We start from the raw sequence: 12,951 nt of genomic DNA, 5'->3' as shown, positions 1-12,951 counted from the left end.
AGCAATGGTTATGTGGAGGTTTACCAATGTTTAAAGATTTTTTCAATAGAAGTAGTAAAAAGAAAAAGTATGTAACTGTATCTGATTCAAAACAAAGTGACGTACCAGCAGGTATAATGACGAAATGTCCTAAATGTAAGAAAATCATGTATACTAAAGAATTGTCTGAAAATCTTAATGTTTGCTTTAACTGTGATCATCATATTGCATTGACAGCATATGAGCGAATTGAAGCAATTGCGGATGAAGGTACATTTGTAGAGTTTGATAAAGGCATGACCTCTGCAAACCCATTAGACTTTCCAAGCTACGAAGAAAAAATTCAAAAAGACCAACAAAAAACTGAACTCAATGAAGCTGTAGTAACTGGAACAGCTAAACTTGATGGTGTTGCTTATGGCGTTGCTGTTATGGATGCTCGCTTTAGAATGGGTAGCATGGGGTCAGTTGTTGGTGAAAAGATATGTAGAATTATTGAATATTGTACCGATAATCGACTTCCATTTATTTTATTTTCAGCAAGTGGTGGAGCCAGAATGCAGGAAGGTATTATCTCATTAATGCAAATGGGTAAGACTAGTGTGTCATTGAAACGACATGCCGATGCAGGTTTATTATATATTTCATATTTAACAAACCCAACTACTGGTGGTGTTTCTGCGAGCTTTGCATCTGTTGGTGATATTAATATCAGCGAACCTAAAGCATTGATTGGTTTTGCAGGACGCCGTGTAATAGAACAAACAATAAATGAGAAGCTACCTGATGATTTCCAAACTGCTGAGTTCTTATTAGAACATGGACAGTTAGACAAGGTTGTACATAGAAAAGAAATGAGACAAACATTGTCTAATATTTTGAAACTGCATCAAGAGGTGAAAAAGAATGCTTGATTTTGAAAAGCCACTTTTTGAAATAAAAAATAAAATTGAATCATTAAAAGAATCACAAGAAAAAAACGATGTAGATTTGCAAGAGGAAATCGAAATGCTTGAAGCATCACTTGAACGTGAGACAGAGAAGGTCTATACAAATTTAAAACCTTGGGATCGAGTTCAATTAGCACGTCTACAAGAAAGACCGACAACACTGGATTATATTCCTTATATATTTGATTCATTTATAGAATTGCATGGGGATAGAAATTTCCGTGATGATCCAGCGATGATAGGTGGAATCGGTTATATCAACGATCAACCTGTTACTGTTATTGGTCAACAACGAGGTAAAGATACTAAGGATAATATTTATAGAAACTTTGGGATGGCTCATCCAGAAGGTTATCGTAAAGCCTTGAGATTAATGAAACAAGCTGAAAAATTTAATCGCCCAATCTTTACTTTTATTGATACTAAGGGTGCTTATCCAGGAAAAGCTGCAGAAGAACGAGGACAAAGTGAGTCTATTGCTAGAAACTTAGTTGAAATGGCAGCACTTTCTGTACCTGTTATATCAATTGTTATCGGTGAAGGCGGAAGTGGTGGCGCACTCGGTTTAGGAATTTCAAATCGTGTGTTAATGCTTGAAAATAGTACATATTCAGTTATATCACCAGAAGGGGCATCTGCATTATTGTGGAAAGATAGTAATTTAGCAAAAATTGCTGCGGAAACAATGAAAATCACAGCTGATGATTTACATGAATTAAATATTGCAGACGAGGTCGTTAAAGAACCAATCGGTGGAGCGCATCAAGATGTAAAAGCTCAAGCATTGAATATTAAGGCTGCATTTGAAAAGCACCTTACTGAATTGACGGAATTGGATGAACAAGCACTTATAGAAGATCGATATCAGAAGTTTAGAAATATTGGTTCTTTTACTGAGTAAATACTATACAATGAGCTTGATGATTTGTTTAATCACAGATAATTTTGCCGAAAGTAATAAACAGAAGTTTGGGACATAAAATCTAGAAAAATAGCATTCAGGTGATTGGATTCAATTTATCTGAATGCTTCTTTTTATTTCCTATTTCGTATTGTTGGCTCACCAAAATATTACGTATTGCATTATAATGCCATATTAAAAGGATATAAAAATGAGCGTATCAATTAATGGATTACTTATTAATTTTAAATATGCTGAATTATGTTCAAAACTTATTATGATTGGCATTATTAAACTGAGTTGACTGTTTAAAATACAGTGCAAAAAGGTAGATACATATTAGGATTAAAAATTTGATAATAGTGAAAAATGAGCAAACGCTTTCTATAATGATTTCATTCTATACCTCTATTAAAAACGTTTACATTAGTCATAATGCCTTATTTTAATGGCACGTACCACAAATATATGGTATTTTTAGAGTAAGAAATTCAAGTTAGAAAGGTATGTCGTCATGAAAAAAATTGCAGTGTTGACAAGTGGTGGAGATTCACCAGGTATGAATGCAGCGGTTAGAGCTGTCGTTCGTAAAGCGATTTACAATAACATTGAAGTTTATGGTGTTTACCAAGGTTACCAAGGGTTGTTGAACGATGAAATCGAGAAATTGGAACTTGGTTCAGTAGGTGATACAATCCAACGTGGTGGTACATTCTTGTATTCAGCAAGATGTCCTGAATTCAAAGAACCTGAAGTACGTAAAAAAGGTATAGAAAATTTACGTAAACGAGGTATTGAAGGGCTTGTAGTAATCGGCGGTGACGGAAGTTACAGAGGTGCTCAACGTATCAGTGAAGAATGCCAAGAAATTCAAACAATTGGTGTGCCTGGAACAATTGATAATGATATTAATGGTTCAGACTTTACAATTGGTTTTGATACTGCGCTAAACACTATTATCGAATGTGTTGATAAGATTCGTGACACAGCATCAAGTCACGCACGTACTTTCATTATAGAAGTCATGGGGCGTGACTGTGGAGATTTAGCTTTATGGGCTGGTTTATCTGTTGGTGCAGAAACAATTATAGTACCAGAAGTAGAAACTGACATCAAAGATGTTGCAGAAAAAATTGACCACGGTATTAAACGTGGAAAAAAACATTCAATCGTAATGGTAGCAGAAGGCTGTATGTCTGGTGAAGCTTGTGCGAAAGAATTAACGAAATATATTAACGTCGATGCACGTGTATCTGTACTAGGACATATTCAACGTGGTGGAAGCCCAAGTGGTGCTGACAGAGTGTTGGCTTCACGTATGGGAGGGTATGCAGTTGACTTATTATTACAAGGTAAATCTGCAGTCGGTGTAGGTATCCGTAATAATGTATTAGTTGACACACCATTTGATGAAATATTCAAATCGAATGATCATGAATTTGATTATGAAACATTTGAATTAACAAATGAATTATCTATTTAAAAATACTGGGAGGCATTAATAATGAGAAAGACTAAAATTGTTTGTACTATAGGGCCAGCATCTGAATCAGAAGAAATGTTGGAGAAATTAATTAAAGCAGGAATGAACGTTGCACGCTTAAACTTTTCACATGGTGATCATGATGAGCATAAAGCACGTATTGATACAATCCGCAAAGTATCTAAAAAATTAGGTAAAACAGTAGCTATTTTATTAGATACTAAAGGCCCAGAGATTCGTACGCACAACATGAAAGATGGCGTGATTGAACTTGAAAAAGGTTCAGAAGTTATCGTAAGCATGACAGAAGTAGAAGGTACGCCTGAAAAATTCTCAGTAACTTATGACAACCTAATCAATGATGTTGAAGAAGGTTCATATATTTTATTAGATGATGGTTTAATCGAATTACAGGTTAAGAAACTTGACAAAGCGAATGGCGAAGTTCTATGTGACGTATTAAATACTGGGGAACTAAAAAATAAAAAAGGTGTTAACTTACCAGGTGTTAAAGTAAGTTTACCAGGTATCACAGATAAAGATGCAGATGACATTAACTTCGGTATCCGTGTTGGTGTTGACTTCATCGCTGCTAGTTTCGTTCGTCGACCAAGTGATGTGTTAGATATCCGTAAATTATTAGAAGCACAAAATAATACAAATATCAGTATTATTCCTAAAATCGAAAACCAAGAAGGTATTGATAACATTCAAGAAATCTTGGAAGTTGCAGACGGATTAATGGTTGCTCGTGGTGACATGGGTGTTGAAATTCCACCAGAATCAGTACCAATGGTTCAAAAAGATTTAATTAGACAATGTAATAAATTAGGTAAGCCTGTTATTACTGCAACTCAAATGTTAGATTCAATGCAACGTAATCCACGTGCGACACGTGCCGAAGCAAGTGACGTTGCCAATGCTATTTATGACGGTACAGACGCAGTTATGTTATCTGGTGAAACTGCTGCAGGACAATATCCAGAAGAAGCTGTTAAAACAATGAGAAACATTGCGGTTTCAGCTGAAGCAGCTCAAGATTATAAGAAATTATTATCTGACCGTACAAAATTAGTAGAGACTTCACTAGTTAATGCAATTGGTGTATCTGTTGCACATACTGCATTAAACCTAAGCGTTAAAGCAATTGTAGCTGCAACTGAAAGTGGTTCAACTGCACGCACAATTTCTAAATACCGTCCAAAATCAGACATTATTGCAGTTACACCAAATGCAGAAACTGCACGCCAATGTGCTTTAGTATGGGGTATTCACCCAGTTGTTAAAGAAGGTCGTAAGACAACTGATGCACTATTAAACAATGCTGTTGCTACTGCTGTAGAAACAGAACGTGTTAAAAATGGTGATTTAATCATTATCACTGCGGGTGTACCTACAGGTGAACAAGGTACAACAAACATGATGAAATTACATCTAGTTGGTGACGAAATTGCTAAAGGACAAGGTGTTGGTAGAAATTCAGTCGTTGGTCATACATTGGTTGTTAATAATGCAAGTGAATTAGAAGGTAAAGACTTGTCAGATTCAATCATTGTAACTTCTTCTGTAGATGAAACATTGGTTCCTTATATTGAGAAAGCAATTGGTTTAATTACTGAAGAGAATGGTATTACTTCTCCAAGTGCTATCATCGGTTTAGAGAAAGGTATACCAACAGTAGTAGGCGTTGAAAATGCTACATCTGAAATTCAAAATGACGTTTTAGTTACTGTAGATGCAAATCACGGTAAGATTTTTGAAGGATACGCTAACGTACTATAATTACTGATTGAAATAAATTAATAATTAGTGTCTGGGACATAAATACCCAGCATTGAGCCCATCAAAGATTTTTGATTTTTGATGGGCTTGTTATTTATATTAATACTCTGTATTGTAACTGCTCGCTTACCTAGGGGGGCCGTATCTAGATCGAACCATGATCTCGATACGCATCCAACAATCCAGATGTCTTGCAAACCATATGCAGTTCTTATTTGCTATCACTACAAAAAATAAGACACTACCGTATGATTTAATAAACTTCATTAAACAAAATTAGCGAGTTACCCTTATGTATAAAAATTATGATAGGTAGCAATTAACTATACCAATGAAAACTGCAATGCTTATCCCTGAAAATGTATCGCACAAATTGTTTTTGTTTCTAGCGTAGTTATGTTTTGTATATGTGATAAGTATAATAACTCAATACAATTTGAAATTTTTGCAATATAAACATAAAAAATCTTAAATAAAAAGAGAGCCATTCCATAACGGAACAGCTCTCTTTTATTGCGTTTGAGACATAAATCTTCTAACTACTCAGTTAAATAACAATGAAAACCAAGTTGCCCGCTAAATTTTTAAATACTCTAGAATCAATGCTTTAATAGCTTTCTATGTATTTATGCAACTCGTAAATGGTTGTTATTGAGATTTTTCTACTTTTTTATATCTAAGATACATTAAACATAGAATAATGAACCAAATAGGTGTTAAGAACACCGCGATTCTAGTATCAGCATTTACAAATAATAGACAAAATACTAATACAAAGAATACTAATATCGCGTAGCCCATATATTTACCACCAGGTAATTTAAAAGTTGCCTTTTTATGTGCTTCAGGATTACGACGATGATAATTAATATATGCCACAATGATTAATGCCCATACAACGATGAATAATACAGTCGATACCGTAGTGATGTATGTGAACACTAATGTAGCATTTGGAATGATATAATTTAGTAATGCTGCAATTAATAACAGTGCACATGATGCGAAAATCGCAATATGTGGAACACCGTTTTTATTAGTACTACTTAAAATTGGTGGTGCTTGATCTTTCTTTGAAAGTCCGAATAACATACGACTGTTTGAAAAGATACCACTGTTACAAGAAGACGCTGCAGCTGTTAATACTACAAAATTAATAATACCAGCAGCAAATGGAATACCAATTAATGCAAACAATCTCACGAAAGGACTCTCTTCAGGATTAATTTGTGCCCAAGGAATAATAGACATAATTACTGCTAAAGCACCAACGTAGAATACTAATATACGTAAAGGTACACTGTTGATTGCTTTTGGTAAGGTCGTCTTAGGATCCTTTGTTTCCCCAGCGGTAACCCCTATAAGTTCGATTCCGACAAATGAGAAGAGAGCCATTTGGAATGACATAACAAAACCACTCATCCCTTTAGGGAAGATACCATTGTTGTATAGATTTGTTAGAGAAGCATGACCAAATTGTGTCTTATAAGCCATGATTATCATGATAGCACCTACAACAATTAATGCGATAATTGTAATAATTTTTATAATCGCAAACCAAAATTCTAATTCACCGAATAATTTGGCACTTAATAAATTTAAAGACATTAACACTAATACGCAAAATAGAGCGCTTAACCAGTTTGGAACATTTGGGAACCAGAAACTGACGTATTTTGCAACGGCTGTTACCTCGGCCATACCTGTTATAATCCAACAAAGCCAATAAGTCCAGCCTGTGACGAATCCTGCAAATGAACCTATGTATTCGTTAGTAACGTCGGCAAACGATTTAAAATTCGTATTTGCTACTAAAATTTCACCTAAACCTCTCATAAACATAAATAACATAAAACCAATAATGATATATGTTAGTAATATTGAAGGCCCGGTTAATGCAATAGTTTGCCCAGCTCCTAGGAATAGTCCAGTTCCTATTGCTCCCCCAATTGCAATAAGCTGAATGTGACGATTACTTAGTTCTCTTTGTAATTGATTTTTCCCCATAGTAATAACTCCTTTATTTAGCTAATTATTATTATCCTATGCTATTAAAAATAAAACAACTATTTTTATAAACATTAAATGAAGCAGAAGTTTAAAAATACATTAATAATTTGTTATTAACCATGATAACGAATTAAAAAGTTATAAAAATTGATGTGTGTCAACTTACATATTAAAATAGATATATAACCATTTATAGGTTTTAGCAATTATAGGCATATAAATAAATGAATATTTCTTATGTTATGGCGTTGAAGATGTTTTAAATCAATCCCAAGTTGTTCACAAAAGTGACAGGATTGGATATAATGATTTGTGAAAGCCATTTCATAATGAAATAGAAAAGGGGAAATTTATATATGGCAGAGTTACAAAAAGGTTTAGAAGGGGTAATTGCAGCTGAGACTAAAGTGAGTTCGATTATTGATAGCCAACTTACATATGCTGGCTATGATATTGATGACTTAGCTCAAAATGCTGAATTTGAAGAAGTAATTTATTTATTATGGCATTATCGATTACCTAATAAAGAAGAATTACAAGAACTTAAAGATAAACTCTATGAGTATATGACTTTAAATCCGAGAGTTTATAATCATTTTAAAGAATATGCAACTGGCAATGTACACCCAATGACTGCTTTAAGAACTTCAGTATCATATATTGCACACTTCGATTCACATGCTGAAGACGAAGATGAGTCTCAAACAATGGAAAGAGCCGTACGTATACAAGCTAAAATCGCTTCGTTAGTAACAGCTTATGCTCGTGTGAGACAAGATAAAGAAATTGTTAAACCAAATAAAGATTTAAACTATGCTGGAAACTTCCTATATATGTTACGAGGAGAATTGCCAACTGATATTGAAATTGAAGCGTTTAATAAAGCGCTCGTATTACATGCTGACCATGAGTTAAATGCGTCAACATTTACTGCTAGATGTGCAGTATCTTCATTATCAGATATGTATTCAGGTATTGTTGCCGCTGTTGGCTCGTTAAAAGGCCCATTACATGGTGGTGCAAACGAGCGTGTAATGAGCATGTTATCTGAAGTGAAATCAATTGATGAGGTTGATGCGTACATAGATAACAAGATTAAAAATAAAGAAAAGATAATGGGCTTTGGTCACCGTGTTTATAAAGATGGAGATCCTAGAGCGAAATACCTGAAAGAAATGAGTAGAAAAATTACTTCAGAAACAGGACAAAGTCAATTGTTTGATATTTCAGTTAAAATTGCCGACAAAATGAAAAAAGAAAAAGGATTGATCGCTAATGTCGATTTCTTCAGTGCTACTGTTTACCATAGTATGAACATCGAACATGATTTATTCACACCTATTTTTGCGGTAAGTAGAACATCTGGTTGGATTGCTCACATCCTAGAACAGTACAGAGATAATAGAATTATGCGACCTAGAGCATCTTATATTGGTGAAACAAATAGAACTTATGAACCAATTGAAAATAGATAAGTTTATAGTAATTAAGTAATTTGTTTTACTATTTATTTGCAACATTAGTTGTAAATTAGTTAGCATAGGATTCAATCACTAAATAATTAAAATTAACGGAGGTTTTACACATGGCAGGAGAAAAAGTAATTAAAACAAACGAAGGTTTATCAGTACCAAATAATCCAATTATTCCATTCATTATCGGTGACGGTATCGGACCAGATATCTGGAAAGCTGCAAGTCGTGTTATCGACGCTGCTGTTGAAAAGGCTTATAACGGTGAAAAGAAAATTGAATGGAAAGAAGTATTGGCAGGACAAAAGGCATATGATGAAACAGGCGAATGGTTACCTCAAGAAACTTTAGATACAATCAGTGAATATCTAATCGCAATTAAAGGTCCTTTAACTACACCAATTGGTGGAGGTATTCGTTCATTAAATGTTGCTTTAAGACAAGAATTAGACTTGTTTACATGTTTACGTCCGGTACGTTGGTTCCAAGGAGTACCTTCTCCTGTTAAACGTCCTGAAGATACAGATATGGTAATCTTCCGTGAAAATACTGAAGATATTTATGCTGGTATTGAATTTAAAGAAGGTACACCAGAAGCGAAGAAATTAATCGATTTCTTACAAGACGAAATGGGTGCTAAAAATATTAGATTCCCTGAAACATCGGGTATTGGTGTGAAACCAGTTTCTAAAGAAGGTACAGAACGTTTAGTACGTGCTGCGATTCAATATGCATTAGATAATAACCGTAAATCAGTAACATTAGTGCATAAAGGTAATATCATGAAGTTTACTGAAGGTGCATTTAAACAATGGGGTTACGATTTAGCGCAAAATGAATTTGGTGATAAAGTGTTCACTTGGCAACAATATGACAAAATTGTTGAAGAAGAAGGTAAAGATAAAGCGAACGCTGCTCAAGAACAAGCTGAAAAAGATGGCAAAATTATCATCAAAGATTCAATAGCTGATATTTTCTTACAACAAATTCTTACACGTCCAGCAGATCACGACGTAGTAGCTACAATGAACTTGAATGGTGACTATGTATCAGATGCATTAGCAGCACAAGTTGGTGGTATTGGTATTGCACCTGGTGCAAATATTAACTATGAAACTGGACATGCAATCTTTGAAGCTACACATGGTACTGCTCCAAAGTATGCAGATTTAAATAAAGTAAACCCTTCTTCAGAAATCTTAAGTGCTACATTAATGTTAGAACACTTAGGTTGGCAAGAAGCTGCAGATAAGATTACTGCATCAATCGAAAAAACAATCGCTTCTAAAGTAGTTACTTATGACTTTGCTCGTTTAATGGATGGGGCTAAAGAGGTTTCTACTTCAGAATTTGGTGACGAATTAATTAAAAACTTATAATTTAAATAATGAGATTGGAGTATTATTTACTCTGTCTAAATGTAAAACGTCAATTTCTATTGTGAGATAGAAGTTGGCGTTTTTTTTGAAAATGGTTAGTTATTCCGTAGACTACAGCATATTATATTAACCCTTGTCTTGTTGAAGTGTACACTATGCTATTAGTTTGAAGGTAAAGTAACGTACCTATATAAATTTTTTATCTGATATATAATACCTTGAGCATTATAGTAATCTAATTGTAATAACTGTTTGAAACTATACGCTGGATAAGTGGTTATAGATGGTGCTATTTGAAAAGTGGGTACATTTATCTGGAATTAAATAATCAATTTTTAATGTTAAGGTTTTATGAAGATGATTTTAAGGAATAATAAAAGACAATAATCAAAAATAGCATAACAGAGAGTTTATATTATAATTATCTGAACTTTATACTAGCTTAATAATTTGCTAATATTAGCTCAATGTAAAGATTATGTAAATATCGTTAGAACTATGTTATTTTTATTTAAAATTAAGTTATAATCAACTTGTAAACATAAATTTGGAGGTACATTATGTCACAAAAAGTACTTGTAGTAGATGATGAACAATCTATTGTAACCTTGTTAAAATATAATTTAGAACAAGCAGGATACATAGTAGATGTTGCTTATGATGGTGAAGAAGCATTGGAAAAAGTTAACACTACAAACCCAGAGTTAGTCGTATTAGATGTCATGCTTCCAAAAAAAGATGGTATTGAAGTATGTAAAACAATAAGATCAGATAAAAATCTTGTGCCAATACTTATGTTAACGGCGAAAGATGATGAATTTGATAGAGTGTTAGGACTAGAACTTGGTGCAGATGATTATATGACAAAGCCATTCTCACCAAGAGAAGTAGTAGCGCGTGTAAAAGCTATTTTAAGACGCTCTGCAATGATTAACGAAGCGAAGACAGTAGAAAATGATGAATCAGACATTATCATTGGTTCTATTCGAATTAGACCGGAGTACTTTGAAGTATATAGAGATGACGTATTATTAGAATTAACCCCTAAAGAGTTTGAGCTATTATTGTATTTAATCGAAAGACAAGGACGTGTTATCACACGTGAACATATGCTGAACTCAGTTTGGAATTATGAATTTGCGGGTGATTCTCGAATTGTGGACGTACATATTAGTCATTTAAGAGATAAGTTAGAAGAAAATCCAAAGCAGCCTAAACTAATAAAAACAGTTCGTGGTTTAGGTTATAAATTGGAAAGACCTAAGGTATAATGTTGAAATTCCATCAACGACTCTTATTTCTATTGTGTACGATTGTGATTCTAAGCTTTTTAGCTTTGGGTGCAATTATTTCACATGTTGTTTATAATACGGTTTCAAATAGCCAAAATGGAGATTTGGAACATCAAGCTCAACACTTATTAAGTTTGTACAACCAAGAAAAGAAATCTGAGATTGTTAATATTGCGAAAAATGAAAAATTAACTGTCGAAATAAAAGATGAAGATGGTGTACTTTTCACTACACAAAAAGGATTAAAGATTAATAAAGAAATCTTTAATGAAGCGAATCCATCCACTTTGATTTACGATAAAGTGGATAATGATCGTCGATTTACGTTCCATACGGATATTAAAGATAAACAGATTTATATTAGTGGTATTAATAATTATATTTTAGATTTGCAAATTAAGATTTGGAAATACATTGGTTTGATTGGCTTATTCGTATTAGTTATTATGTTTGCTGTTGTAAGAAGTATTAATCGTACATATATTAGGCCGATTAATGAAGTGACTTATGCAACCAATTTATTAGCTGAAGGCTATTATCATGTGCGTGTTCCAGAAAGTAATGTAAAAGAAACACGAGAGTTGTTTGTCACAACGAATGAATTGGCTCGTAAGTTACAATTGTTAAATCATAAGCAAAAATTACAGTCAAACAGATTGAAAACTACAGTGGAAAATATTCCAAGTTCAATTTTGATGATTGATAAATACGGTGAAATTGTCGTAGCTAACCGCGCTTATTATGAGGTGTTCACACCGGATGAAGCAGTAGAACATAAAAGTTATGGCGATTTTATTGATGGTAAAATTCAAAGCTTAATTACTGAGGCGTTTAGAGTTGAAAAGCCAGTATATGATCAAGTAGAACTAACTTTAAATCAAGTACATCAAAAATATTTTGATACTGCTTGTGTGCCGATATTATCGAAATCAAAAAAGCATCTCTATGGTATGGTGCTAGTACTACATGATATTACAAATCTGAAAAAATTAGAAAACTTACGCCGTGAATTTGTCGCAAATGTCTCTCATGAACTAAAGACACCAATTACATCAATTAAAGGATTTGCAGAAACTTTATTAGATGGCGCGATGAATGATAAACAAACCTTAACTGATTTCTTAAATATTATTTCTAAAGAATCAGATCGTATCGAAACTTTAGTGTTTGATTTACTCGAGTTGTCACATGTAGAACAGCAGACAGAAATTGAAACAGAACCAGTTAGTCTTTCTGAAATTGCACAATCAACGATTCAAAATATGCAAACCATAGCAGAAGATAAAAATATATCCATTATTGATGAAATTGAACCAGATATCGTAATAGATGCTAACAAAGACAAGGTTTCTCAAGTGTCTATTAATCTTCTGTCTAATGCAATTAGTTATTCTTTAGATTCAAGTCAAGTCATTGTTAAAGTGTATAAAGACATGAATAAACGCATCTTAGAAGTTCAAGATTTTGGCATGGGAATAAGTGAGGAAGACCAGAAGCATATTTTTGAAAGGTTTTATAGAGTTGATAAAGCGAGAAGTAGAGATTCAGGTGGAACTGGCTTAGGTTTATCTATCACTAAACATATTATGGAAGCACACAATGGTAGAATTAATGTGTTTAGTAAGTTAAACGAAGGCTCTACGTTTAGAGTGACCTTTTTTGAAACAAATCAAGAAGAATGATGAGTGTATAATATCATCATT

9 protein-coding genes are annotated in these 12,951 nt (G+C 33.5%); 8 read left to right on the top strand and 1 reads right to left on the bottom strand.

Going from position 1 to position 12,951, the window contains the following annotated elements; translation table 11 throughout:
* Positions 1 to 26 precede the first annotated feature (26 nt).
* The 4 genes from accD to pyk all read left to right on the top strand — a co-directional run bounded on the left by accD (position 27) and on the right by pyk (position 5,095).
* Positions 27 to 893, top strand: a complete 867-nt coding sequence (gene accD / locus ACF91D_RS24485) for an acetyl-CoA carboxylase, carboxyltransferase subunit beta (protein WP_107526698.1) — start codon at positions 27 to 29, stop codon at positions 891 to 893.
* The gene (locus tag ACF91D_RS24480; protein WP_042738441.1) at positions 886 to 1,830 is read left to right on the top strand and encodes an acetyl-CoA carboxylase carboxyltransferase subunit alpha; all 945 of its coding nucleotides are present in this window, start codon (positions 886 to 888) and stop codon (positions 1,828 to 1,830) included. Before accD ends, ACF91D_RS24480 begins: the two co-directional genes overlap by 8 nt.
* A 514-nt stretch (positions 1,831 to 2,344) precedes the next feature.
* Positions 2,345 to 3,313: a 6-phosphofructokinase gene (gene pfkA / locus ACF91D_RS24475; protein WP_042738442.1), complete on the top strand. Its 969-nt coding sequence runs from the start codon at positions 2,345 to 2,347 to the stop codon at positions 3,311 to 3,313.
* Between the two features lie 21 nt (positions 3,314 to 3,334).
* Positions 3,335 to 5,095 (top strand): pyruvate kinase, encoded by a 1,761-nt coding sequence (pyk, locus tag ACF91D_RS24470; protein ID WP_107526699.1) that lies wholly within the window; start codon positions 3,335 to 3,337, stop codon positions 5,093 to 5,095.
* 648 nt (positions 5,096 to 5,743) lie between these two features.
* On the opposite strand, the gene ACF91D_RS24465 is transcribed toward pyk, so the two are convergent.
* Positions 5,744 to 7,102, bottom strand: a complete 1,359-nt coding sequence (locus ACF91D_RS24465; protein ID WP_042738444.1) for an amino acid permease — start codon at positions 7,100 to 7,102, stop codon at positions 5,744 to 5,746.
* A gap of 359 nt (positions 7,103 to 7,461) precedes the next feature.
* On the opposite strand from ACF91D_RS24465, the gene ACF91D_RS24460 reads away from it, so the two are divergent.
* The 4 genes from ACF91D_RS24460 (at position 7,462) to pnpS (ending at position 12,930) form a co-directional block, all read left to right on the top strand.
* Positions 7,462 to 8,580 (top strand): citrate synthase, encoded by a 1,119-nt coding sequence (locus ACF91D_RS24460; protein ID WP_107526700.1) that lies wholly within the window; start codon positions 7,462 to 7,464, stop codon positions 8,578 to 8,580.
* Between the two features lie 110 nt (positions 8,581 to 8,690).
* Positions 8,691 to 9,956 carry an NADP-dependent isocitrate dehydrogenase gene (gene icd / locus ACF91D_RS24455; protein ID WP_107589585.1) on the top strand — a complete coding sequence of 422 codons (1,266 nt, stop codon included), beginning with the start codon at positions 8,691 to 8,693 and terminating at the stop codon, positions 9,954 to 9,956.
* A gap of 560 nt (positions 9,957 to 10,516) precedes the next feature.
* Complete coding sequence (locus ACF91D_RS24450) at positions 10,517 to 11,227, top strand: response regulator transcription factor (RefSeq protein ID WP_042738447.1); 711 nt, start codon at positions 10,517 to 10,519, stop codon at positions 11,225 to 11,227.
* Positions 11,227 to 12,930 (top strand): two-component system histidine kinase PnpS, encoded by a 1,704-nt coding sequence (gene pnpS, locus ACF91D_RS24445; protein ID WP_119624543.1) that lies wholly within the window; start codon positions 11,227 to 11,229, stop codon positions 12,928 to 12,930. The genes ACF91D_RS24450 and pnpS overlap by 1 nt, the downstream gene beginning before the upstream one ends.
* Positions 12,931 to 12,951: the final 21 nt, after the last annotated feature.

Source organism: Staphylococcus sp. 231237_7MaSpsaltlick, from assembly GCF_043107035.1.
This window is presented reverse-complemented; position numbering and strand designations above follow the sequence as displayed.

Bases quoted from the DNA above. Each gene is read 5' to 3' on its own strand.
- pfkA (WP_042738442.1), top strand. From the start codon at position 2,345: ATGAAAAAAATTGCAGTGTTGACAAGTGGTGGAGATTCACCAGGTATG.
- accD (WP_107526698.1), top strand. From the start codon at position 27: ATGTTTAAAGATTTTTTCAATAGAAGTAGTAAAAAGAAAAAGTATGTA.
- icd (WP_107589585.1), top strand. From the start codon at position 8,691: ATGGCAGGAGAAAAAGTAATTAAAACAAACGAAGGTTTATCAGTACCA.
- ACF91D_RS24480 (WP_042738441.1), top strand. From the start codon at position 886: ATGCTTGATTTTGAAAAGCCACTTTTTGAAATAAAAAATAAAATTGAA.
- ACF91D_RS24460 (WP_107526700.1), top strand. From the start codon at position 7,462: ATGGCAGAGTTACAAAAAGGTTTAGAAGGGGTAATTGCAGCTGAGACT.
- pnpS (WP_119624543.1), top strand. From the start codon at position 11,227: ATGTTGAAATTCCATCAACGACTCTTATTTCTATTGTGTACGATTGTG.
- pyk (WP_107526699.1), top strand. From the start codon at position 3,335: ATGAGAAAGACTAAAATTGTTTGTACTATAGGGCCAGCATCTGAATCA.
- ACF91D_RS24465 (WP_042738444.1), bottom strand. From the start codon at position 7,102: ATGGGGAAAAATCAATTACAAAGAGAACTAAGTAATCGTCACATTCAG.
- ACF91D_RS24450 (WP_042738447.1), top strand. From the start codon at position 10,517: ATGTCACAAAAAGTACTTGTAGTAGATGATGAACAATCTATTGTAACC.